At 57.2% G+C, this 23,277-nt stretch carries 18 protein-coding genes and 3 tRNA genes; 6 read left to right on the top strand and 15 right to left on the bottom strand.

The features are described 5' to 3' along the window. Nucleotides 1–2 precede the first annotated feature (2 nt). Together HBO23_RS09895 and HBO23_RS09890 are read left to right on the top strand one after the other, a co-directional pair. The gene (locus HBO23_RS09895) at nt 3–3,188 is read left to right on the top strand and encodes a UvrD-helicase domain-containing protein (protein WP_170037960.1); all 3,186 of its coding nucleotides are present in this window, start codon (nt 3–5) and stop codon (nt 3,186–3,188) included. Between the two features lie 85 nt (nt 3,189–3,273). Continuing rightward, the gene (locus tag HBO23_RS09890; RefSeq protein WP_047227866.1) at nt 3,274–3,579 is read left to right on the top strand and encodes a hypothetical protein; all 306 of its coding nucleotides are present in this window, start codon (nt 3,274–3,276) and stop codon (nt 3,577–3,579) included. A gap of 338 nt (nt 3,580–3,917) precedes the next feature. Here HBO23_RS09890 and HBO23_RS09885 read toward each other — a convergent pair whose 3' ends face one another. The 3 genes from HBO23_RS09885 to HBO23_RS09875 form a co-directional block, all read right to left on the bottom strand. Further along, nucleotides 3,918–4,895, bottom strand: a complete 978-nt coding sequence (locus tag HBO23_RS09885; RefSeq protein WP_170037958.1) for a hypothetical protein — start codon at nt 4,893–4,895, stop codon at nt 3,918–3,920. Nucleotides 4,896–4,975: 80 nt separating this feature from the next. After that, nucleotides 4,976–5,338: a hypothetical protein gene (locus tag HBO23_RS09880; RefSeq protein WP_233097144.1), complete on the bottom strand. Its 363-nt coding sequence runs from the start codon at nt 5,336–5,338 to the stop codon at nt 4,976–4,978. Between the two features lie 74 nt (nt 5,339–5,412). Next, entirely contained in the window at nt 5,413–6,294 is an 882-nt protein-coding gene (locus tag HBO23_RS09875; protein ID WP_169864271.1) for a hypothetical protein, read from the bottom strand. Nucleotides 6,295–6,394: 100 nt separating this feature from the next. Between HBO23_RS09875 and HBO23_RS09870 the strand changes: the two genes are divergently transcribed. From HBO23_RS09870 to HBO23_RS09855, 4 genes are all read left to right on the top strand, one after another. After that, entirely contained in the window at nt 6,395–7,468 is a 1,074-nt protein-coding gene (locus HBO23_RS09870; protein WP_169864270.1) for a WYL domain-containing protein, read from the top strand. Nucleotides 7,469–7,709: 241 nt separating this feature from the next. Continuing rightward, nucleotides 7,710–9,512, top strand: a complete 1,803-nt coding sequence (locus HBO23_RS09865) for a DUF262 domain-containing protein (RefSeq protein WP_170037956.1) — start codon at nt 7,710–7,712, stop codon at nt 9,510–9,512. Further along, nucleotides 9,509–11,782 carry a DUF262 domain-containing protein gene (locus HBO23_RS09860; protein WP_170037954.1) on the top strand — a complete coding sequence of 758 codons (2,274 nt, stop codon included), beginning with the start codon at nt 9,509–9,511 and terminating at the stop codon, nt 11,780–11,782. The genes HBO23_RS09865 and HBO23_RS09860 overlap by 4 nt, the downstream gene beginning before the upstream one ends. A 201-nt stretch (nt 11,783–11,983) precedes the next feature. Then, nucleotides 11,984–12,313, top strand: coding sequence for a hypothetical protein (locus tag HBO23_RS09855; protein ID WP_170037952.1), 330 nt, complete (start codon nt 11,984–11,986; stop codon nt 12,311–12,313). Nucleotides 12,314–13,010: 697 nt separating this feature from the next. On the opposite strand, the gene HBO23_RS09850 is transcribed toward HBO23_RS09855, so the two are convergent. The 12 genes from HBO23_RS09850 to HBO23_RS09795 all read right to left on the bottom strand — a co-directional run bounded on the left by HBO23_RS09850 (nt 13,011) and on the right by HBO23_RS09795 (nt 23,222). Continuing rightward, entirely contained in the window at nt 13,011–14,339 is a 1,329-nt protein-coding gene (locus HBO23_RS09850; protein WP_042558340.1) for an integrase arm-type DNA-binding domain-containing protein, read from the bottom strand. Between the two features lie 233 nt (nt 14,340–14,572). Next, nucleotides 14,573–14,649, bottom strand: a tRNA-Asp gene (locus HBO23_RS09845). A 105-nt stretch (nt 14,650–14,754) separates the two neighbouring features. After that, a tRNA-Asp gene (locus HBO23_RS09840) sits at nt 14,755–14,831 on the bottom strand. A 55-nt stretch (nt 14,832–14,886) separates the two neighbouring features. Continuing rightward, nucleotides 14,887–14,962: transfer RNA gene (locus HBO23_RS09835), tRNA-Val, on the bottom strand. 107 nt (nt 14,963–15,069) lie between these two features. Continuing rightward, nucleotides 15,070–15,834, bottom strand: a complete 765-nt coding sequence (locus tag HBO23_RS09830; RefSeq protein ID WP_020372699.1) for an SDR family oxidoreductase — start codon at nt 15,832–15,834, stop codon at nt 15,070–15,072. An 11-nt stretch (nt 15,835–15,845) separates the two neighbouring features. Continuing rightward, entirely contained in the window at nt 15,846–17,057 is a 1,212-nt protein-coding gene (locus tag HBO23_RS09825; RefSeq protein ID WP_017138747.1) for an O-succinylhomoserine sulfhydrylase, read from the bottom strand. A gap of 65 nt (nt 17,058–17,122) precedes the next feature. After that, nucleotides 17,123–18,628, bottom strand: coding sequence for an amidophosphoribosyltransferase (purF, locus tag HBO23_RS09820; RefSeq protein ID WP_017138746.1), 1,506 nt, complete (start codon nt 18,626–18,628; stop codon nt 17,123–17,125). A 41-nt stretch (nt 18,629–18,669) separates the two neighbouring features. After that, nucleotides 18,670–19,227 (bottom strand): CvpA family protein, encoded by a 558-nt coding sequence (locus tag HBO23_RS09815; protein WP_003212681.1) that lies wholly within the window; start codon nt 19,225–19,227, stop codon nt 18,670–18,672. Nucleotides 19,228–19,461: 234 nt separating this feature from the next. Beyond that, a complete protein-coding gene (locus HBO23_RS09810; RefSeq protein WP_170037950.1) occupies nt 19,462–20,136 on the bottom strand; it encodes an SPOR domain-containing protein in 675 nt (224 codons plus the stop codon). Further along, nucleotides 20,120–21,427 carry a bifunctional tetrahydrofolate synthase/dihydrofolate synthase gene (gene folC / locus HBO23_RS09805; protein ID WP_099548305.1) on the bottom strand — a complete coding sequence of 436 codons (1,308 nt, stop codon included), beginning with the start codon at nt 21,425–21,427 and terminating at the stop codon, nt 20,120–20,122. The genes HBO23_RS09810 and folC overlap by 17 nt, the downstream gene beginning before the upstream one ends. Continuing rightward, nucleotides 21,424–22,344: an acetyl-CoA carboxylase, carboxyltransferase subunit beta gene (gene accD / locus HBO23_RS09800; protein WP_003234319.1), complete on the bottom strand. Its 921-nt coding sequence runs from the start codon at nt 22,342–22,344 to the stop codon at nt 21,424–21,426. Before accD ends, folC begins: the two co-directional genes overlap by 4 nt. Nucleotides 22,345–22,589: 245 nt before the next feature. Then, nucleotides 22,590–23,222: a phosphoribosylanthranilate isomerase gene (locus HBO23_RS09795; protein ID WP_017138743.1), complete on the bottom strand. Its 633-nt coding sequence runs from the start codon at nt 23,220–23,222 to the stop codon at nt 22,590–22,592. Nucleotides 23,223–23,277: the final 55 nt, after the last annotated feature.

Below are 23,277 nucleotides of genomic sequence, written 5' to 3'. Positions count from 1 at the left end.
CAATGTCGACCACCGCACACATCACATTTATCAGTGCTGGCGCCGGCAGCGGCAAAACTCACCGGCTTACTGAAATACTGCACCAGGAGTTGCTTGATCAGCAGGTCCAGCCTTCGGGTGTGATTGCCACGACCTTTACCCGAAAAGCCGCTGCCGAGCTGCGCGAGCGGGTCCGTAGCCACCTTCTCAAGCAGGGCCAAATCAATCTAGCCACAGCCATGGGCCAAGCCCGTATCGGGACCATCAACAGTATTTGCGGGCAATTGCTTGAGCGTTTTGCATTCGAAGCAGGCATGCCACCCGAGCAACGTGTGTTGGAAGAAAACCAGGCAGCCCTGCTACTGAACAAAGCGGTTGACCGGGTCCTTGATTGTGAACGCCTGGATAATCTACTCGCCGTCGCCCGACGTCTGGGCCTTGAAGACACCAATCAACAAGGCGACTTTGCTAATACCAACTGGCGCGATGAGTTGCGCAAGCTTTTGAGTCAGTTGCGCACCAACGACATTGATCTTGAACTGTCCCGTAGTTTTGCTGACCGAAATGCCAACGACATGCTGAAGCATTTCCCCAAACCGACCACAGCCGACTTGAACGGCGAGTTGTTGCACAGCATTCCTAAGGCACTGGATCTGTTACAGGCAGCTGGCAGCGATAAAAAGAACACTGAAGCCTACATAACGTTGCTTACCCGCTTCCACTATGAACTGCAGCAAGGCAACGCGCGCTGGAGTGATTGGGCAAAACTGGCGAAGGAAGCTCCTGAGGCAAAGCTCAAGCCATTGGTAACAACCCTCTCTGAAACCATTGGCCGCTACGCCGAACACCCGGATCTACATGGCGACATCCGCGCCTACCTCGAACAGGTTTTCGGCCTGGCCATTGATGTATTGAACGTGTACGAACACAACAAACGTGAGTTTGGCGTACTGGACTTTGCCGACCAGGAACATGCCTTGCTCAAGTTGCTGGACAACCCAGCCGTGGCGCAGGTGCTCGAGGATGAGCTCGATCTGATCATGGTCGACGAGTTCCAGGACACCAGCCCGATGCAGCTGGCGATATTCCTCAAGCTTTCACGCTTTGCCAAAAAGGTTTACTGGGTCGGGGATATCAAGCAGGCGATCTATGGTTTTCGGGGCAGCGACTGTGCGCTGATGCAAGCCATCCTCAAGGCATTGCCCGATATGGGTGGCAAGAAACAGGTATTGCCTAACTCTTGGCGCTCACGTACCGAGCTGGTCGAACTGGCGAACGATGTATTCAACAAAGCCTTCGCCAACAGCCTGGAAACAAAGGACGTTGAGCTGATACCGACCCGCACGGATCAACTACCCGGCCCAGCCTTCGCCAATTGGGTACTGGACGGCAAAAATGCCGAATTGCAAGTCAACGCGTTGGCCGAGGGGATTGGCCAACTACTGGCTAGCCGTTATCAGGTATTCGATAAACCCCGCCAGGAAGCCCGAGCGGTACGCTTGGGCGATATCACTGTGCTTTGCTACTCCCACAGTAACGTTGCGAAAGTAGCAGCAGCCCTCGCTACTCTGGGCATCCCCTGCTCCACAGCACAACCAGGGCTGCTAGCAACCGCAGAGGCAACTCTGGCACTGGCGTGTTTGCGCCGATTGAACGACCCGGCCGATACCCTGGCAACGGCACAGATTATCTCGTTAACCGAAACCGAAGGGCCGGAAAGCTGGGTTGCCGAGCGCCTGCGCTACCTCAATGCAGGACACCCCAAAGCGCAGTGGCGTGAACTGAGCCTCGGCGAGTTTTTGCAACACCCGCTTGTGGCGGCCGTTGCACAACTGCGCACAGATCTGCCAGTGCTGACACCAGTAGAGGCGTTGCAACGCCTGATCGCCGAGTGCGATTTACCCTCGCGTGTTACCGGCTGGTCAACCTCGACAGCGCTGGCGCAAAAGCGCTTGGCCAACCTTGATGCATTGATCGATCTGGCGCAGCAGTATGAGGATCTCTGTCGAAATGGATTAGGGGCGGCATCCATCTCCGGGCTGTTGTTGTGGCTGGACGAAATCGCCAACGCCAAAAATGATGCACTGGCCACTCCTGCGCTGGATGCCGTTCAAGTGATGACTCATCACGCCAGCAAAGGTCTGGAATGGCCGGTCGTGATTTTGATGGATCTGGCACGCGATATCAGCGACCGGTTATGGTCAGTCTCGGCTCAGTCCAATAGCGCATTCGATCCACATAAACCATTGCATGACCGCTTTATCCGCTACTGGCCATGGCCGCTGGGCAAACAGAAAGCGGTTCCGTTGAGCGAAACGTTCGAACAGACCGCCATGGGCCTGGCGTGCCGGGCTGAAGCCGTTGAAGAAGCAAAGCGCCTGCTCTACGTGAGCATGACCCGCGCCCGAGACCTGCTGGTCATTGCCCGTTCGAGTAGAAAGATCACAGGAGAGTGGCTCGACACTGTCCAGGCACCCTGGTTGATGACGCCTCCCGGGCTGTCGACTTTGAAGCTGCCGAATGGAAAAGAACTGCGCGCCGATTGCCAAACGCTCACTGCCAGTGATTCACCTGTGCCCGTGGCGGTGATTGAACAGAATCTGCACTGGTTTGCCCCGGTACAAGCGATCCAGCCTCGTTTGCCACTGGGCTTCCAACCGTCCAGCGGTGGCGCTCGCACCAGCACCGCAGCCCGCAATACATGCCGGATCGGCACTCGCATCGCCTTCCAAGGCAGCCCGGAAATGAGTGTATTGGGAACGGCCATTCATGCCAGTTTGTGCCTTTCATTCACTGACCCCAACTTCCCCCTCACCTTAGACGAAGTGCAGGACCTGTTGCAGAGCCACGCAGTGCACGAGCACGTGAATGCCAGTCAGGTCATCGCACAGCAATTGGCCTTGCACGCCTGGATCGAATCCCGCTGGCCAGAGGCCAAAGCCATGGCTGAGTACCCGGTGCAACAGTTGCTGCGCTCGGGTCAGGTGCTCAATGGTCGGATCGATCTTCTGCTGGACACAAAAGATGGCTGGGTGCTCATTGACCACAAATCCAACCCGGCGCCCGAAGCCCAGTGGGAGCGATTGGCCGAGGAACATGCTGGTCAGCTTGATGCTTACGCCCAAGCGATTGAGGCGGCATCGGGTCGGCCTGTCATCGCCGCATGGCTCTTTCTGCCGGTGGCCGCGGGAGCGATTCAGGTTTTTTAGCCGCCGACGTGATTCCACATTCGCGTAAACGACCAATCACGGCGGTCGGGTTGATCTCGGCCGCTGACATCACAAGGAAAAAAGCATGACGCTGTATGAATCAATCCTGCTGGAAGTGCGCAACGGTGCGCTGAGCGAACCCTTTGAAGTGCAAGAACTGACTAGCGAACGTCGTCGGGTCATGTGCTCTATAGAGCAGAAGCTGGTTGAAAAATATCGTATCGGATTCGAGTTCTTTATGGAATCGACGATCGGGACGACCATCGCCAACTACGCGCAGGACGAGCAGACGGGAGCCGGCGGCTACAATGTCGAACAGGGTGCCGAAGCAAAGTACCTGCGAGTCAAGCCTGGCGTATACAAAGTAAAAGAACTGAATGGTCCGCTATAGCCGCCAGGCAAAGTTTCAGGCTCAGGGCTAACCAAATAATCGCTTTACTTTCGCCACGGCCACTTCCAGGGCCGTGGCTTGTTCCATATTTACATCCCGACTTTTACAACGCGGGCAAACCTCAGGACAGTCTTCGAATCGCAAGACATCACTGAGCGGGATAACCGTTTGGCTCCAGCCACAATCTTTGCAACGCATGGTGAAAGGACGCACTGGCCTGACCATAGAAACCCCTCAATCTGTTGGCACTTATTCCAGACTACAGCGTGTTGCGACAAGATGAGTCGTTAGCCGAAATCAGATCCGAGCCTAGCGATGCCGTTCATTGACAGGATGTCTTAGAAACCTCGAGCAATATAGCCTCGCGTCCATAGATGCCGGCAGTCCTTGCACTCGAAATCCTGACTCACCTCATGGTCTGTCACGGTCACCTGCCGCGACTTGCGCTGCCCTGTCAATCTTTCGATGACAAGATGCTCCACGGATCGGACTTGATAAACCGCCTCATGAGAGCGGACCATCTTTATCGCTCTATGGTGACAACTGGGGCACTCTTTGTTTTTCTGGTGTTCGATCCAAAGGATCTGAAGATGGGGAATTAGCCAGCTTGAGGCGCTGAGCACTCCAGCGATGATCAACTGGTCCGCCGACTTGGCCGAGAACGTGATGATCTCGAACGCGCCAAGCACGCACAGCTCACCAAAAAAACTGCCCCAGAGTACAGCCCAGAGCAGTCGATACCTGCACAATTGCCGATAGCTCGACTCTCGTCTGGCAATCTGTTCAGCGAACGTTGTGTCTTCTGTCCGTACAGCTACGCCACTGACGGCTGACAAATACTCGTCACCATCGAAAGCGTTGTTATAGAACTGCTGAGCCTGCAACTGTAGCTGGGCACAAAATTCGTCCGGAAGAACCGTATGCTCATTTTTCTCGTCAGATTGAAGCTTGAGCTTCAGTACTTTGGCATCACACAGGCAGCGAAGAATCTTTTGAGATGGCTCGATGAAAAACATGCCGATTTCGTAGAAGCTACCCCCGCGATATTCGCTGCTTCTGTTTGTCTGGTACTTCAAGTCAAACCGTTGACGGTCGACCAATAGGGTCAATTGAGATGGTAACCAGCTGCCTGAGCGAGTGGTCTTGATCTCCACATCAAGAATCATGCGGTCTGAAGCAGGACGGATATTGCGGCGCCATGAGAAGGTAATCTCATACATGCCGGAGCGATGCCGGCAGTGGCGCAGGTGCTCAATCGTGGTGAGGCCATCGAACTCATCCCGTTCGACGGACACAAAATCGGACTTGATGTCCATCAAGCCCCCCCTTTCTGACTGATACACAGTTGATGTTCGTTAAACACCGCATCCTTAATGATCACTGGACTGCCGGGTGTTTACGTTCCTGTGTTCGGGTTCTTAGCGCGAGCCTTTGCCAGCATCTCGTCCAGCTGAGCCAGCAAATCGTCTGCGCTGATCTCGACAAACTCCCCGCATGATGCGGCCAAGATCTTCTCGGCAAATTCAGCGCTGTACTCCGGGTGAGGGTAGCCCGGGGCAGCTTTATCGATTGCTGTGAAGCACCACTCGCCGCCCACTTCCTGGCCCATAAGGCTATCGGCCTCCTGCAGGCCAAATAGCGTGGATTGATACTTCGCATCACAAAGATTTGGGCATGCCTGCATCACGGCCTTTCTCAAGTCACCAGCGCTGATGCCGTCAGCGGCGAGCTGCATAATCAAAGCCTGCAACGGATTCATGTCGCGCATCCTGCACCTCACTCATTTAGAATGACCTCCCCGTCAAGCAACGAAAGGAAGTTGTCGATCAGGTCTTAAGCCGCTAAAGCTAGACGCTGATCACCCAGGTCGTAGCCAATCATGAAGAGTGCAGCCTCCAGGGCACGCAGCGGGTCATTCGGAGTGGGCACCAAATGGAAGCGGCTGCCGGCGGCGCTTGGATGCGCCAGGACCGCACTCAGCACCCAACTGGCGCGCATATTCCACATTGCGTGATGATGGCCTGAGCGCAAGACCTTGAACTTGAGCCCGCCGGCACCAGGGTCGCGGCGCTTGGGAGCGAGCGTATTCTCTCCTTCCTTGGCAGCGGCCCAAGGGAAGCACAGCCCTTCAGGAACCTTAGACAATCCGTATGCAAGGCAAAACTTTACGACCATCCAGCCCAGACTTGCGGCAACGCGGCTGTCGTAGATGATGAAGTCTTTGCAGAGCAAGGAGTACACCTTGGTCATCCCAGAGTTGAAACGAAGGTTTTTCGAACGCAAGACAGGTGCATGGCTGTCGCCGGCGACTATCGCAGCTTGTACGTCTTGCAACATGCGGCCAAGCCCGAGCTCATTCTTCTTCAGCCAATCCACATTGTGGGCAGTTACACCCCCCCAGCGCATCACGTCGACGGCTGCATCTAGAGTGCGCGAGTCGCTCCCACAAGCATTCACCAAGTCCTGACGCAGGGCAGACAAAGCGATACCGTTGCTGCTGGAGCAAAACCCTCGATTGAAGCCTAAGCGGGCATTACCCGGATGGTTCCAACGGTAGTTTTCGAAGGCGTTGTACAGGCTGCTACATGACCATTTCTCATCAGTCTTGCGATTGACATATTGATGATTAAAGTGCACTTGTGAATCGAGCTCAGTGGCCAGCCAGCTGATGAACCCAGAAACGTCAGGAAGGGCTAGATAGGTTTGGTCGTTCATGAAATGCTCCTGTGGGCTGACACATGTAGTCGCAGGATTGCTTGTCAGCCAGTACATAGTCCCAGCAGATAAACCCACTTTTTGTCCCTGAGCTTCAGCAATGATAAATCATCACCGACGCCGTACCGCTTTGCGCAAAATTCTTCAACGCGAAGGCAAGTCCCTGTCGACGGCGGATATCCACACTGAACTATGTCGGTGGTTCAATGATTTCAGCCTCCATGTAAAAACCACACTGCGAGACCTCGAAGCTCTGACCGAAGCCGAGTTGGTAACTCAGGGTGAAACCGGCTCAGATAAGAAATCAAAATATTGGAAAACCGGTCGGGGCAGCTTCGACTTGACGCTCTCTCCCACAGAGGCAATGACGTTGGCCGCTATTTTCGACCACGCAGAGCGCTTCGGCTTCCCACCACATACGGTACAACTGACCAAGCTACGCGAATGCGCAACCACGGAAATAACCAAGCACTCCAAGCGGACTGTCGCCTGGACGCAGCAAATCACTTCGGGGACCCGTTTTACGCTGCTCAAACCCGGTAAATATGACCCTGCGCATCTCGACCTTATCCAAGGGGCGATTCTGGACGATGCTTCGCTTGAGGTGACCTACCTTCCAAGAGACGCCGGAGGCGTTGAGTGCATTTACCTACTTAAACCCTTGGCACTTTCCTATCAGGATTCAAACGTCTATCTGTCTGCCTACGTGCTCGAGGAGCAGTGGCCGCAGTCGGATCCACCCGCGTCAGACACCTACCGCGGCAAGTACAGCAGTAACGGCCCCAAGTCGATGTGCGCCCTCATGCTGCATCGAATGGTAGAGGTCAAGACGAGTTGGCAGAAAATACCTGGCCCGGCCAGCTACGACTTCAACTCCTTTGAGGTCCAAAAGCACCTCATGACGATACACGGCGAAAGTCCCATCCAACTCAAACTACGTCTTAGCCCCAACCTGCACAATCGGCTTACCGAGAACCCGCTGGCTGAAGACCAGGTTGTAGTGCAATACGCCGACGACCGATGGGACTTGAGCTGCACCCTCCACGACACCCAAGGCTTGCGCCTGTTCCTGCTCAGCAATGCTGGGGACATTGAAGTGCTCGCCCCTCCAGTAATACGAGCACACGTGCGCGAAACGCTTCGTCGAGCAGCGAGTGTATACGCGGGCGATTAATTGCCCGGACCGCAGATCCGATGCAATTGCGTAAGTGCTTTGGACATGGCTACCCAAACGTGCTGCCACTGACCAGACATAGGCATTCGGGATGTCGGGTGGACGCCTGGAAGGCTGAGTTTCATGGATTTTGCCCATCCGCCAGTCAAAATGATGGCAATGAGCCGCACTGGGTGATTGAATCCACGCGAAGCGCCAAACATCCCATGCCTACCCAGCACCCGATTCGAGATCGTAAATCATGGAAGAACTTTGCTTGGACTCACACAGTGTCGATTTGACTGCAGCAACGCTGGCTAGCAAATTCGTAGGCGATATTTCTGGTGTTTTCAGGGTGCCTGGATACCAACGTGGCTACCGTTGGGACACTACGGATGTGGACCGCCTGCTGAACGACATCTGGCAGGCGTTGAAAACCGCAGAACTGGACCAGCCCTATAATCTACAGCCCATTGTGGTCAAACAGCATTCACGAGGCTCTACGGCGCAAACATGTCAATGGGAATTGGTCGATGGGCAGCAGCGCTTGACCACGATCTACCTGATACTGCTCTACATGCATAAAACGGGTTTGAACAAGGCCCCGCTGCCCTATTCACTGCACTACGAAACCCGCCCAGGGAGCGCAACATTTCTCGAAAGGCTCGGCGATGAGGAGCTGGAAGACTACGACAGCAACATCGATTACTTCCATTTGCACAGGGCTTATCGCTGTATTGGTCAGTGGTTCGATAAACACGGTGCTCGCACTCAATTCGCGGCCAACAAATTCTACGAAGCGCTGTTCGAGAAAGTCGCGGTGATCTGGTATCAGGCCCCCGAAGACATGGATGCCACGGCCCTGTTCACTCGATTGAACGTCGGCCGGATACCGCTGACGGATGCGGAGTTGGTCAAAGCGTTGCTGCTGTCCAGGATCAAGGTCGAGCATGCCGATCGAGCCGCCGAGGTCGCCAGCCAATGGGACATCATCGAGCGCGATCTCCATGCCCCCGAGCTGTGGGGTTTCATCTGTGGCAATTCGCCGAAGGTTACCGACCGCTACCCGACCAGGATCAGCCTTTTGCTCGATTCGCTGGTATCCGGCAGCCAGTCACGCAAGTCGACCCGCTACCATACCTTCGAGTCTCTGCGGCCGGATATCGAAACAGACCCACTGGCATTCTGGCTGCAGGTTCTCAACCTGCATGACCTGATGCTTGGCTGGTTCAACAACCGCAACCTGTTTCATAAGGTGGGTTATCTGGTACTCACAGGGACGGACTTCGGAGAACTGGCTCGTTTGTCCGCAAACCAGAGCAAACGTCAATTCGAACAGGACCTGGATCACCGCATCCAAGATTCACTGAGCCTCAAAGCTTCGGACGTGGAAGCGCTCAGCTATGACGACCGAAAGCACTACGACAAGTTGCTGAACCTGCTGTTGCTGGTGAATGTCGAAACCATGCGCCGGGTGCCACACGCCAACCAACGCTTCCCCTTCCACATGCACACCGATACGGCATGGTCGCTGGAGCACATCCATGCGCAGGATGCCGAGAACCTGACCAAGGCCGAACAATGGCAAACCTGGTTAAGGCTGCATTTGACCGCGCTCAGTGAGCTGGCGCCCGATACCGTCCCGCAACAGTCGCAGCTGTTTGAGGAACTGAAGACAGCGCTTGAGCAAGTCGGCACGGCGCAGAACTTTGGCAACACCTTTCAAGACCTGGCCAGTCGTGTCGTCGCCGCTTTCAATGCGCCCGACGAGCAGACTGCCTCTGCTCATGGCCTGCACTCCATCGCCAACCTAGTCCTGCTGTCGAGGTCGGACAACAGCCTGCTGAGCAACGCGGTGTTCGAGGCCAAGCGGCAAATGCTTCTGGATGTAGACCGAAAGGGAGGCTACATACCGGTGTGCACGCGCAATGTATTCCTCAAGTACTACACCCCGGCGAACGCGCACCAGAACCATTTCTGGGGCCCTCAGGATCGCAATCATTACCTCGATACAATCCTCGAGATCGCCAAGCCCTATTTCCTGAACGAAGAGAAAATGGCATGAACCACACACTCACGTCGTACATTTCACTCTTCGACAAAAACTTGCAGGCGACTCATCGAATCCAAAGAATCGAAATCCCGCTGATCCAGCGCGACTATGCACAAGGCCGTCATGGCGCATCGGTGGAGCGAATCCGCAAGGACTTCGTCGACGCCTTGCATGATGCCGTCATGCATGACGACCGTCCCATCAGCCTGGATTTCATCTATGGCGATGTCGTGGACGGCACCCTCTATCCCCTGGATGGCCAACAACGCCTGACCACGCTGTTCCTGCTGCACTGGTACCTGAGCTGGCAGGCCGGCGAGCCCATCGAAGGGCAAGCATGGCGCAACTTCACCTACGCCACCCGCGCCAGTGCCCGACAGTTCTGCGAGGCATTGGCCAACTATCGACCACCCGCCGGCGAGACCGATTTGAAGGGTTGGATTGTCGATCAGCCCTGGTATTTTCACGGGTGGCAACATGACTCCAGTATCCGAGCCATGCTGGTCATGCTGCAGGCGCTGGAACAGCGTTTTGCCAGCGCCAGCAGCGAAGCATTCGCTGCTGCCTGGGAACGTCTTGCCGCGACCGACCATCCGGCAATCAGCTTCCACCTGCTGCCGGTGGTGAAGAACAAGCTCAATGACGATCTCTATATCAAGATGAACTCTCGCGGCAAGCCGCTGACGCCGTTCGAAAACTTCAAAGCGCATTTCGAGACGTTGCTCAAAAGCGCCTGTCCTGCACAAGCCGACGATTTCGCACACAGGGTTGATACCGTGTGGACGGACGTCATCTGGGCTTACAAGGACGCTGATCAGCTTATTGATGATCAATTCATGCGCTACTTCCGTTTTGTGTTTGACCTTTGCGCCTGGCGCGAGGGTAATCGCGCCGACAGCAAGGCCAGCCTCGATCAGTTGGCACAAAGCCTGTTTGCCAGCGACCAAGCGAAGGCGGTCGAGCACCTGAACTACCTGTTTGCAGCCTTCGATATCTGGGTCGACCTGGACACGAGTGATGCCTTCAACACCTGGCTGCGTGCAGCCGACGCTCGATCCCCATCGGCCCTGCTGCTGTTCAATCCTCTGCGCACCCAGCCCGGCCAGAGCCGCATCGACCTCTTCGGTGGTTGCTGCCGGCATTACGGGGATTCCGAGTGGAGTCAGGCTCATAGCCTTCTGCTCTACGCAGTGCTGCTGCATCGCATGCACAACACCGCTGATTTCCCTGAACAGTTACGTATCGTGCGCAACCTGATCGAAGCGTCCGGTGGCGGTGAGATGCGCGCCCAGAACATGCCCGCCTTATTGGAAGATGTACGCCGTGTCATAGTCGACGGAACCCTGGACGGCGTATCGACCTTCAATCAGAAGCAGATCGCGAACGAAAAGGACAAGATCAACCTACTTGCCGCCCACCCGTCGCTGCGAAAAGCGGTCTACCAACTGGAAGACAACAGCGTGCTGCACGGCGCACTGGCCGTGTTCGACCTCGACCCAGCTCTGGACCCTGCAATTTTTGCCCAACGTGCCTTAGCGTTTCTTACCTTGTTCGAAGATGCTCACTGTTGGCCACAGTTGACCGGCGCACTGCTCTCGCTGGGCGATTATTCGCGCAAGCAGGATCGTTATGGCGGCTACCGATTTTTCGATTTCGGCTCGCCGCGCAGTGAAGCAGTCTGGCGGGATCTGCTTGCGAGCAGAAAGAGTCCCGAGTTGGTACAACCCCTTACCGAACTACTCGATCAGGTCGCGCAAAGCGGTAACGATCTCGCCGTACTCAAAGAGATTCAGCAGGCGTTCCTCACCGCGTGCGAACGCGACCACGTGCTGGACTGGCGTTATTACCTGGTCAAGTACCCGCGCATGCGTGAAGGTAACTCGGGCCGCTATGCCATCAGCCAACGTGGCTACAGCATTTGCATGCTGGACAAGACAGTCATGCGCAGTTACTACCGCGACCCCTATCTCTCGGCGGTGGCGACCACGAGCGGCTTGAAGGTTCCAGACAACAACCTCTGGTTTTATGGATACGAAACCCTGCGTCGCGGGCTGGAACGAACGGGTGGTACTGTCACCATCGAAAGTGTCGACGACGGATGGAAACTCGAAAACTTACCTGACGACCCTGAACTCGCACGGAATATGGAGGACTTACGTGCAAGCTTCAACATCGGCAGTGACCAGATATATCGAGTGCCACAGGAAAACGGCATAGATGCTACTGACCGGATCATACAGGGTGCCAAGTTGCTCCTTGCAATGGATGAGCTCGGTCTCTAGCGGCAGGATCGGCTCAAGGGTTAGCCGGTTTCTGATTAGTAAGACTGTTGACGATGGTTGTCCAAATGTCGGCTTTGCCAAAAGCCGACATCTGCCCCCGACTGATCAGGGACAGACCGGCTTGAGTACCAGTTTTCGAAATACTGGCTTGATCCATTGATTCACCATTACAATTCCACTCTAACCAAGGAGTGAAATCGGATGGCGTTTTACATCGAAAGTGTGGGTGAGGCCGTGATTAGCCTTCAAAATGAGGAGTTTCGAGTTGACTCCGACACCTTGAAGCAAGGTGATACTGTTCAGACAAGTCAACAAGCCTATGATGAGGACGACGTCGAATTCGAAACTTCGTTCTTCGCTATATCGCGGGGTGAAAACACCGAAGAAAAGCAGCTCTTCACATGGAGGGTGGAGTACACCCAACACTTCAGCACTGGCAAGCTATTTATTAACGCCACTGAATGTGTAACTCCAGGCGCGCTAATGATAAAAGACCTCAGCTTCAGTGTAGCCGTAGATGAAAATGAGTAGTTAAAAGGAAATTTTCACCGGGCGCTTTACTTTAAGCGCCCATAGCCTCAGCCATTACATGCACTAACGATGGATGGGCGCACATCTACATCGAATCTATTCAATGTGACGAGCCTCGAGAAAGCTTACTTTGCCAGTCGCTTCGAGCTTTGCCTGACTACCCGGTTCGGGCCTGCCTCCGAACACCAGAAAAATCGACCTCCCACAACGCTTATCATGCGACGATCTCAGCTCAAGCAATGCGACGTGATGGGTTCACGCTTGCCCTGCCTCCTGAGACCATCTGACTGGCTCCACCCGCCCTCACTGCTGCGACAGGCACGGGAACTCTGCCAGCTGCAGGACGAAAACATCCACCGTAAGCAGTTGGTGATCGGCCTCGCCCTAATTTGTCATATCCTTCTGGTGGTGATCAGAAAAAATCTGAAGACAGCTAGTCGTGTCGATGTCAGCTAGCCCCCCCAATAGAAAATTCGCGAAAAGGAAAAGATCGCAGCCAATACAATCAGAACTGATCAGACTTGACAGGTTTCAACGCGACGAAGCCCCGAATGGCCCTTTAAGAGCTTTTTGCTAACGGTGACCCAACGGTGACCAAAATGATCAAATCCCAGAAACAACAAAGCCCGGTGGTTTCCGAACCGGGCTAAGTCATTGAATAATATGGTCGGGACGGAGTGATTCGAACACTCTACCCCTAGCACCCCATACCATCACCGGCAGACTCCTGCTGCGCGTTCAGAAAATCCATTGAACGTCGACCGCTCTGCGCCATGTATGCTTCTGGCCTAGGTGGAGCAAAGCCGACCTCTAGGGCATCTAATAAATCCGCCCAATATTGCATCATCCTACGTCTCGGCTCGACGTATTCTGCATGATTGTATGCAGCCCGAATTTGGTTGGTATCAGCGTGTGAAAGCTGCGCCTCAATCCACTCTTCTACAAAGCCAACCTCGTTAAGCGCCGTGGAGATGGTAGCCCTGATGCCATGACCGGTGAGCCTTCCTTTGTAACCCATACGGCTAATCGCGGTGTTAAGGGTATTTTCACTGATCATTTCCTGCGGTTCGTATCGGTGAACCAGCAGATACCGCGCACCGCGCGCCCTTAACTGCATCAGCCGCTGCACAATTGCAATTGCTTGGGTAGACAGCGGAACCACATAAGGTGGGATCTCATTCCCCTGGGTTCGAACACGACTCCGGAGTTGCTTGACACCCTCCGGCGGCACCAGCCAGATCCCCTTGTCGAGGTCGAATTGGTCTGGCGTCGCCGCCCGTAGCTCTCCTGTACGTACCCCTGTCAACAGCAATAGACGAATACCAAGCCGTGTCGCTTCTGCACACCCATAGTGGGTTACGGTCCTGAGCAGTCCTGGAAGTTCATTTACCTGGAGGAAGGGATTATGGCGAACTGGCCGCGGCGTCTCGGCAACGATATCAAGATCTGCTGCTGGGTTCACATCAACGAGCCCTTCCGCCATGGCAAAACGGAAGATCTGGTTGAGCCAGGTGCGCACCTTCCGAGCAGAGACCAGCGCCCCTCTGCGCTCAATTCGCCTAATGAGCTCCAGCACGTCACCACGAGAAATATCTGAGATCGGAAGATCGCCCAAACACGGCAGCATGTCCTTCTTCAGGTATTTGCTCGCTTGCCCTGCACTGCCCTTCTTACTTTTCGTCAGCTTTTTACTTCGGAACTCATGCCAGCGACCAGCAACCGCTTCAAACGTGTTGTTGGCGGCGTGAGAGGCTTTTTGGCGCTCGGCGCGACGATGTGAGCGGGGATCGATATTGTTGGCCACCAGCGCACGTGCAGCCTCTCTCCGCTGGCGAGCCTCCTTGAGACTGACGTCGGGATAGATGCCAAGGGAAATACGCAATTGCTTGTCATGCCAATAGAAACGGAAATGCCAGCGCTTCGAACCCGTCGTGGGCACTTGCAGAGATAAGCCATCCCCATCAGTTAACGTATAAGGCTTGCTGGCGGGCTTGGCTTGCTTGATCGCTGTATCTGTCAGAGCCATCAGACACCTCCTTTTGCATCAAGGAGGGGAATACAACCCAGCGGTAGACGGACCAATACGAAAATTGATGCGTAAGGAATCGTAAAAGGCTGTGCCAGCGGTGTACTTAAATGTGTACTTAAAAACCGTGGCTGGAGATGGATTCCAGTGGAATTCAGAAAACGAAAAAAGCGGCTCAAGGCCGCTATTTCCGTAGCTTCCAGGCGTTCAGTGGGCCTTAGTGGAAGCAAATATGGCGCAGCGGACGGGACTCGAACCCGCGACCCCCGGCGTGACAGGCCGGTATTCTAACCGACTGAACTACCGCTGCGTATCGCTTGACCAGTTGAACCTAAACCCTCAACTGTCTTTAAACGTCTGACTGATCAGCCAAAGCCTTTCAATCTCAAACCCGATAAATCGGACCTGGAAAATATGGCGCAGCGGACGGGACTCGAACCCGCGACCCCCGGCGTGACAGGCCGGTATTCTAACCGACTGAACTACCGCTGCGCGTCGGTGCAACCTTTAACGTTGCGTCTTGCCCGAAGGCAAAACTCTCAAGAAGTGGTGGGTGATGACGGGATCGAACCGCCGACCCTCTGCTTGTAAGGCAGATGCTCTCCCAGCTGAGCTAATCACCCTTTGCTTCGTTGAGGCCGCGAAATTTACGCAGGTAGCAGACCTAAGTCAATAGCCTGCTTGAAGTTTTTCTGAAAAAGACAAAATTGCTTCAAGGCGGCTACCCGCCCTACTCGCTGTAAATCATCTTCTTGCTCATGCCGCCGTCGACCACAAACTCTTGGCCAGTGACAAACCCTGCCTGACGCGACAGAAGCCACGCCACCATCGCCGCCACGTCCTCAACCGTGCCCACCCTGCCCGCCGGATGCTGGGCATGATCGGCATCGGTCAAAGGCTCGGCACGCCGCGCCGCTGGATCACGCGCATCGATCCAGCCAGGGCTGACGGCATTGACCCGCACCTCTGGCCCAAGACTTATGGCCAGCGCGTGAGTCAGGGCCAACAGCCCGCCCTTGCTCGCCGCGTAGGCCTCGGTGTCGGGCTCCGATTGACGCGCGCGGGTCGAGGCCAGGTTGACGATCGCGCCGCCATGGGCACGCAGGTACGGTGCACAGTGCTTGGCCAGCAGCATCGGCCCGCTGAGGTTCACCGCCAGCACGCGGTTCCAGTACGCCAGGTCGAGGCTTTCGAGGGTGATATTGCGCGGGTCGGCCACGGCGGCGTTGCACACCAACGCGTCCAGGCGACCGAACTGACCGAGCACTTCGGCAACGCCCTGGGCGACCTGCTTCTCGTCGGCCACGTCCATGCTGATAAACCAGGCGTTGTCACCCAGCACCTTGGACACCTTGGAGCCGCGCTCGCGGTCCAGGTCGGTCAACACCACCTGCCAGCCTTCGCTGATCAGCCATGCCGCGATGCCGAGGCCAATGCCTCGGGCGGCGCCCGTCACCAGCGCAACACGGCCGTTACCGGCCGCTGCTGTTTCCATGGACCACTCGATCACAAGGCAGCCAGCCCGCGAGCCAGGTCAGCTTGCAGGTCGGCTACGTCTTCCAGGCCCACTGCAATGCGGATCAGGCTGTCACGGATGCCGGCCGCTTCACGCTCCTGTGGCGCCAGGCGCCCGTGGGAGGTGGTGCTGGGGTGGGTGATGGTGGTCTTGCTGTCACCCAGGTTGGCCGTGATGGAGATCAGGCGCGTTGCGTCGATAAAGCGCCAGGCGCCGTCTTTGCCGCCTTTTACTTCAAAGCTCACCACCGCGCCGAAACCACGCTGCTGACGCTGGGCCAGCGCGTGTTGCGGGTGGCTCTTGAGACCGGCGTAATGGACTTTCTCAATCCCGTCCTGTTGCTCCAGCCACTCGGCCAGGGCCTGGGCATTGGCGCAATGGGCCTTCATCCGCAGGCTGAGGGTCTCCAGGCCTTTGAGGAAGATCCACGCATTGAACGGGCTCAGAGTCGGCCCGGCGGTGCGCAAGAAACCCACCACTTCCTTCATCTGCTCGCTGCGGCCGGCGACTACGCCGCCCATGCAACGGCCCTGGCCGTCGATGAACTTGGTGGCAGAGTGCACAACAATGTCCGCGCCCAGCTTCAACGGCTGTTGCAGCGCCGGCGTACAGAAGCAGTTGTCGACCACCAGCATCGCGCCCTTGGCGTGGGCCACTTCGGACAACGCGGCGATATCTACCAACTCGGCCAGCGGATTGGACGGCGACTCGACGAACAGCAGCTTGGTGTTGGCCTTGATCGCCGCATCCCAGCCGGACAGATCCGCCAGGGGCACGTAATCCACTTCGATGCCGAAGCGCTTGAAGTACTTCTCGAACAGGCTGATGGTGGAGCCGAACACACTGCGCGACACCAGCACATGGTCGCCAGCACTGCACAGGCTCATCACCACTGCCAGGATCGCAGCCATACCGGTCGCCGTGGCCACCGCCTGCTCAGCGCCTTCCAGGGCCGCGATACGCTCTTCGAACGCACGCACGGTCGGGTTGGTGTAACGCGAGTAAACGTTGCCCGGCACTTCACCGGCAAAGCGCGCAGCCGCGTCGGCTGCGGTGCGGAACACATAGCTGGAGGTGAAGAACATCGGGTCACCGTGCTCACCTTCCGGGGTGCGGTGCTGACCGGCGCGCACAGCCAGGGTATCGAAAGCTACGCCATCGAGGTCGCTGTCCAACCGACCGGCATCCCATTCCTGACTCATGCTGCGACTCCTTACTCAATACTCTATTTAAGATACAAAACCGGCCCCTCAGGGCCGGTGTTTACTCAGTTGTTGTACAGATCGATGATCGCACTGACCGCCTGGGTCTTGATCTTCGACGAGTCGTTACGCGCCTGCTCGATCTTGTTCAGGTAGGCCTCGTCGACATCACCGGTCACGTACTTGCCGTCGAACACAGCGCAGTCAAACTCGGCGATCTTGATCTTGCCACCACCGACCGCCTCGATCAGGTCTGGCAGGTCCTGATAGATCAACCAGTCGGCACCGATCAGGTCGGCTACATCCTGGGTCGAACGGTTGTGGGCGATCAGCTCGTGGGCGCTCGGCATGTCGATACCGTACACGTTCGGGTAACGCACGGCAGGCGCGGCGGAGCAGAAGTACACGTTCTTCGCACCGGCTTCGCGGGCCATCTGGATGATCTGCTTGCAGGTGGTGCCGCGCACGATGGAGTCGTCGACCAGCATCACGTTCTTGCCGCGGAATTCCAGCTCAATGGCGTTGAGCTTCTGGCGCACCGACTTCTTGCGCGCCGCCTGGCCAGGCATGATGAAGGTACGGCCGATATAACGGTTCTTGACGAAACCTTCGCGGAACTTGACGCCCAAGTGGTTGGCCAGCTCCAGCGCAGCGGTACGGCTGGTGTCCGGGATCGGGATCACCACGTCGATATCGTGCTCAGGACGCTCGCGCAGGATTTTCTCGGCCAGCTTCTCGCCCATGCGCAGGCGCGCCTTGTACACCGAAACACCGTCGATGATCGAGTCCGGACGCGCCAGGTAGACGTGTTCGAAGATGCACGGAGTGAGTTTCGGCGCAATCGCGCACTGACGGGTGTGCAGCTTGCCGTCTTCGGTGATGTATACGGCTTCGCCCGGCGCGAGGTCGCGGATCAGGGTGAAGCCGAGCACGTCCAGGGACACGCTTTCGGACGCGATCATGTACTCGACGCCTTCGTCGGTGTGACGCTGGCCGAACACGATCGGGCGAATGCCGTGCGGGTCACGGAAACCGACGATGCCATAACCGGTGATCATTGCGACGACGGCATAACCACCAACACAACGGTTGTGCACGTCGGTCACGGCAGCGAATACATCTTCTTCGGTCGGCTGCAACTTGCCGCGCTGGGCCAGCTCATGTGCGAACACGTTGAGCAGCACTTCCGAGTCGGAGTTGGTGTTGACGTGGCGCAGGTCAGATTCGTAAATCTCCTTGGCCAGCTGTTCAACGTTGGTCAGGTTACCGTTGTGCGCCAGGGTGATGCCGTAAGGCGAGTTGACGTAAAACGGTTGAGCTTCGGCCGAGGTCGAGCTACCGGCAGTCGGGTAACGCACATGGCCAATGCCCATGTGCCCGACGAGGCGCTGCATGTGACGCTGATGGAACACGTCACGCACCAGGCCATTGTCCTTGCGCAGGAATAACCGGCCGTCGTGGCTGGTCACAATACCGGCAGCGTCCTGGCCGCGGTGCTGGAGGACGGTTAGCGCGTCATACAGCGCCTGATTGACGTTCGACTTACCGACGATACCGACGATGCCACACATGCGACGCAACCCCTACTTAATGAATCTTGACTGAACACTACTTACTGAGGCGTTTTGGCCGGCAAGAGGTGTTCCTTGAACGGAAGATCAGCGGGTACGCTGATTCCGCTGGCCAGCCACTGACTGCTCCACCCCAATATGAGGTTCTTGGACCAATCTGCAACCAATAGAAATTTTGGCACGAGTACCGACTCCTGCCACCACGAATCCTGCTGTACCGGCCCCAGGCTCAACAGCCCGACCGCCACAACCACCAGCAAGCCGCCACGTGCGGCGCCGAAGGCCATGCCGAGAAATCGATCGGTCCCGGAGAGGCCGGTGACACGTATCAACTCGCCAATAAGATAATTGACCATTGCCCCCACCAACAGCGTGGCGATGAACATGATGGCGCAGCCCGCAATCACGCGAGCCGAAGGTGTTTCGATATACCCGGCCAGGTAAACCGACAGTGAACCACCGAACATCCAGGCTACAACTCCTGCGATGATCCAGGTCAGCAACGACAGTGCTTCTTTTACGAAGCCGCGGCTTAGACTGATCAAAGCGGAGATGGCGACGATTGCTACGATCGCCCAATCAACCCAGGTAAATGGCACAGTGCAGCCTACGTACGGATAAGGCGGCGCATTTTAGCAGAGCGCTGGGCTATCGGTAAGCTGTGATTGTGGGTGCTTTGCAAATCAATGGGTTGAGCAATCTCAAGACCACCCAAAAACAATGTGGGAGCTGGCTTGCCTGCGATGCAGGCGCCTCGGTCTTTAAGCTGGACCGCGGTGATGCTATCGCAGGCAAGCCAGCTCCCACATTTGGCCTGCATTCCAACCCTTTACTCAGCCGCGCTCAGGCTGGAACCGCACCACAAACCCATTCAGGTTCTGCTGTCGCCCCAGCAGGTCACGCAGGCGGTCCGCTTCGGCGCGCTCGATCAGCGGCCCGATAAATACGCGATTTTTGCCGTCGGCACTGCGGATATAGGCGTTATACCCCTGGGCACGCAACTTTTTCTGCAAGGCATCGGCGCTTTCACGGTTAGCCAGGCTGGCGAGCTGGATCGACCAACTGATCGGCAGACCATTCGGGTCGATACGGCTTTGACCGACATCCGGCTTGCCCGGCGCGGCAGGTTGTGGCGCTACCGGCTTGGGCGCAGGGGCTGGCGCAGCAGGTTTGGCAGCCACCACCGGGGCCGCTGGAGCGGGCGCCGGCTTGACCACCGGCACACTCTGTTGCACCGGCACTGCTGGCGCCGCTGGAGCCGTTTGCGCAGCCACCTCATCATCGCTCGGCACCGGTTCTTCAGGCAGCGTCTGCGGCTCAGGCACCACCACCGGCTCCACCTGAACTTGCGGCATCGATGGGGCCTGTGGCGCTGCCGGTGCCTCGACCACGACCTGGCGCTGTTCGTCCTGGCGCGAAAACAGCATCGGCAGGAAAATCACCGCCAACGCCACCAATACCAGGGCTCCGACCATTCGCTGCTTGTATGCGCTATCCAGTAATGCCATGTGCAGCTTCCTCCGTGGAGCGCCGGGCCAACCACTCAAGCGCCTCGGCAACACAATAAAATGATCCGAACAACAGAATCTCGTCCTCGGCCGTCGCCACCGCACATTGCGCCTCAAGCGCTGCAGTGACGCTTGCATACGACGCCGCCGACGCACCAAGGTTCTGCAATGCCACTTGCAGTTCGGCAGCCGGGCGACTGCGCGGCGTGTCCAGCGGCGCTACCGCCCAAGCCTGGACATTGCCGAGTAACGGCGCAACCACACCGTCCAGATCCTTGTCAGCCAACAGCCCGAACACCGCCAGGCGACGACCGGCAGGTGGCGTGCGTGACAGACGTTGCGCCAGGTACTCGGCGGCGTGCGGGTTGTGCCCCACATCCAGCAGCAGGTTCAAACGCTTGCCTTCCCACTCGAATGTGCGGCGATCCAGGCGCCCCACCACACGAGTAGCCAGCAACGTGGCAGCAATCTGCTCGGGATTCCACGGCAGATCCATCAACAGGTACGCTTGCAGCGCCAGCGCGGCGTTTTCCATCGGCAGGTTCAGCAGCGGCAAATCCCGCAGCTCTACCACCTGGGCACGCGCATCACACCCGCGCCACTGCCAATGCTGGTCGCCAACTTCGAGATTGAATTCGCGGCCCCGCAGGTAAAATGGGCAATCCAGCTCGCGCACCTTGTCCAGCAAAGGCTGGGGCGGGTTCAGGTCACCACACAGCGCCGGCTTGCCTTGGCGGAAGATCCCGGCCTTTTCATAAGACACCGACTCGCGAGTGTTGCCCAGATAGTCCGCATGGTCGACACCAATGCTGGTTACCAGCGCGATATCGGCGTCCACCACGTTAACGGTATCCAGACGCCCGCCAAGCCCGACTTCCAGCACGACCACATCCAACTGCGCACGCTCGAACAGCCAGAAAGCCGCCAAGGTGCCCATTTCAAAGTAAGTCAGGGAAATTTCGCCACGGCCGGCATCCAGTGCAGCGAAGGCTTCGCAAAGCTGCGCGTCAGTCGCTTCGATGCCATTGAGCTGCACCCGCTCGTTATAACGCAGCAGGTGCGGAGAATTGTAGACGCCTACTTTAAGCCCTTGGGCTTGCAGCAGCGCCGCGACAAAGGCACAGGTAGAGCCTTTGCCGTTGGTGCCGGTCACCGTGATTACACGCGGCGCCGGGCGGCCCAACCCGAGGCGGGCCGCTACCTGTTGCGAGCGCTCCAGGCCCATGTCGATGGCTGACGGATGCAACTGCTCAAGGTAAGCGAGCCATTCGCCCAGGGTACGTTGGGTCATAGGTTTGCTGGCACCGGCGGAACAACGATAGGTTCGATTTTAGGTGCGACGTACACAGGCGTCGGCAAGCCCATCATTTGCGCCAGCAGGTTACCCAGGCGTGGGCGCAGTTCACCGCGCGGGATGATCAGGTCGATCGCACCGTGCTCCAGCAGGAACTCGCTGCGCTGGAAGCCTTCCGGCAGCTTTTCACGTACGGTCTGCTCGATCACGCGCGGGCCGGCAAAGCCGATCAGTGCTTTGGGCTCACCGACGATCACGTCACCCAGCATCGCCAGGCTGGCGGAAACACCACCGTAAACCGGGTCAGTCAGTACCGAGATGAACGGGATGCCTTCTTCACGCAGACGTGCCAGTACTGCAGAGGTCTTGGCCATTTGCATCAAGGAGATCAGCGCTTCCTGCATGCGCGCACCACCAGAGGCAGCGAAGCAGATCATCGGGCAACGATTTTCCAGCGCGTAGTTGGCGGCACGTACAAAACGCTCGCCGACGATGGCACCCATGGAACCGCCCATGAAGGAAAATTCGAACGCGGACACTACCACCGGCATACCCAGCAGCTTGCCGCTGACCGAAATCAGCGCGTCTTTTTCGCCGGTCTGCTTCTGCGCTGCGGTCAAGCGGTCCTTGTACTTCTTGCCGTCGCGGAACTTGAGACGGTCAACCGGCTCCAGGTCTGCGCCCAGCTCGTTACGGCCGTCGGCATCAAGGAAGATGTCGATGCGCGCACGGGCGCCGATACGCATGTGATGGTTGCACTTGGGGCAAACGTCCAGGGTCTTTTCCAGCTCCGGGCGGTACAGCACCGCGTCGCAGGATGGGCACTTGTGCCACAGACCTTCAGGAACCGAGCTTTTCTTCACCTCGGACCGCATGATCGAAGGGATCAGTTTGTCTACTAACCAGTTGCTCATGCTTTCTTTCTCCAGTACCGGTGGCTTGAACACAGCCCCGCGTATGCCCTTGAGCTAAATTCATATGTGGCGATGACACAGGCTGGACGGGGTCAGACGTTCGACCGGCCATTTCCCGCCTGTATCCTCAGCCTTCCAGACAACCTGCCAACGCAGGGTTGCCACTTCATTTCCGGGCCTCCCGCAGGCGGCACCGGTGCTGTTCTACACAGTGGTAGTTATGGACGGCGGCAGACTGCCAGCCGTCACATCGCGCCACTGCTGTTGCGCACGGCCTGCATGAATGCGCGAATCTTGTGGTGATCCTTGATGCCCTTGCCCTGCTCCACTCCGCCGCTGACGTCCACCGCATAAGGCCGGACCTGCTCGATGGCCGCCGCGACATTCGCGGGATTGAGCCCACCTGCGAGGATGATCGGCTTGCTCAAGCCTTCGGGAATCAGCGTCCAGTCGAACGCCTCACCCGTGCCGCCGGGCACGCCTTCGACATAGGTATCCAGCAAAATGCCGCGAGCGCCAGTATAGGCGGCGCACGCAGCAGCAATGTCATCCCCGGCCTTGACGCGTAGCGCCTTGATGTACGGGCGCTGGTAGCTTTCGCATTCATCGGGGCTTTCGTCACCGTGAAATTGCAGCATATCCAACGGCACGGCATCCAGGGTTTCGTTGAGTTCGCAACGGCTGGCGTTGACGAACAGCCCCACGGTGGTCACGAATGGCGGCAGCGCAGCGATAATCGCCCGCGCCTGCAACACATTTACCGCGCGCGGGCTCTTGGCATAAAACACGAAACCGATGGCATCCGCCCCCGCTTCGACTGCCGCCAGCGCGTCTTCTATGCGGGTAATCCCGCAAATCTTGCTGCGAACGGCTGGCATGTCGTAGAAACCTCAGGGGTTGGGCCGAGAAAGTCCCGGATGGTAACAAAAGCGC

The sequence above is a fragment of the Pseudomonas sp. WS 5532 genome (assembly GCF_012985445.1).
GTDB classification, from domain to species: domain Bacteria; phylum Pseudomonadota; class Gammaproteobacteria; order Pseudomonadales; family Pseudomonadaceae; genus Aquipseudomonas; species Aquipseudomonas edaphica.
This window is presented reverse-complemented; position numbering and strand designations above follow the sequence as displayed.

What these genes read in the sequence shown, in the direction of transcription:
- HBO23_RS09895 (WP_170037960.1), top strand. Translation starts at nt 3, where the DNA reads ATGTCGACCACCGCACACATCACATTTATCAGTGCTGGCGCCGGCAGC.
- HBO23_RS09890 (WP_047227866.1), top strand. Translation starts at nt 3,274, where the DNA reads ATGACGCTGTATGAATCAATCCTGCTGGAAGTGCGCAACGGTGCGCTG.
- HBO23_RS09885 (WP_170037958.1), bottom strand. Translation starts at nt 4,895, where the DNA reads ATGGACATCAAGTCCGATTTTGTGTCCGTCGAACGGGATGAGTTCGAT.
- HBO23_RS09880 (WP_233097144.1), bottom strand. Translation starts at nt 5,338, where the DNA reads ATGAATCCGTTGCAGGCTTTGATTATGCAGCTCGCCGCTGACGGCATC.
- HBO23_RS09875 (WP_169864271.1), bottom strand. Translation starts at nt 6,294, where the DNA reads ATGAACGACCAAACCTATCTAGCCCTTCCTGACGTTTCTGGGTTCATC.
- HBO23_RS09870 (WP_169864270.1), top strand. Translation starts at nt 6,395, where the DNA reads ATGATAAATCATCACCGACGCCGTACCGCTTTGCGCAAAATTCTTCAA.
- HBO23_RS09865 (WP_170037956.1), top strand. Translation starts at nt 7,710, where the DNA reads ATGGAAGAACTTTGCTTGGACTCACACAGTGTCGATTTGACTGCAGCA.
- HBO23_RS09860 (WP_170037954.1), top strand. Translation starts at nt 9,509, where the DNA reads ATGAACCACACACTCACGTCGTACATTTCACTCTTCGACAAAAACTTG.
- HBO23_RS09855 (WP_170037952.1), top strand. Translation starts at nt 11,984, where the DNA reads ATGGCGTTTTACATCGAAAGTGTGGGTGAGGCCGTGATTAGCCTTCAA.
- HBO23_RS09850 (WP_042558340.1), bottom strand. Translation starts at nt 14,339, where the DNA reads ATGGCTCTGACAGATACAGCGATCAAGCAAGCCAAGCCCGCCAGCAAG.
- HBO23_RS09830 (WP_020372699.1), bottom strand. Translation starts at nt 15,834, where the DNA reads ATGGAAACAGCAGCGGCCGGTAACGGCCGTGTTGCGCTGGTGACGGGC.
- HBO23_RS09825 (WP_017138747.1), bottom strand. Translation starts at nt 17,057, where the DNA reads ATGAGTCAGGAATGGGATGCCGGTCGGTTGGACAGCGACCTCGATGGC.
- purF (WP_017138746.1), bottom strand. Translation starts at nt 18,628, where the DNA reads ATGTGTGGCATCGTCGGTATCGTCGGTAAGTCGAACGTCAATCAGGCG.
- HBO23_RS09810 (WP_170037950.1), bottom strand. Translation starts at nt 20,136, where the DNA reads ATGGCATTACTGGATAGCGCATACAAGCAGCGAATGGTCGGAGCCCTG.
- folC (WP_099548305.1), bottom strand. Translation starts at nt 21,427, where the DNA reads ATGACCCAACGTACCCTGGGCGAATGGCTCGCTTACCTTGAGCAGTTG.
- accD (WP_003234319.1), bottom strand. Translation starts at nt 22,344, where the DNA reads ATGAGCAACTGGTTAGTAGACAAACTGATCCCTTCGATCATGCGGTCC.
- HBO23_RS09795 (WP_017138743.1), bottom strand. Translation starts at nt 23,222, where the DNA reads ATGCCAGCCGTTCGCAGCAAGATTTGCGGGATTACCCGCATAGAAGAC.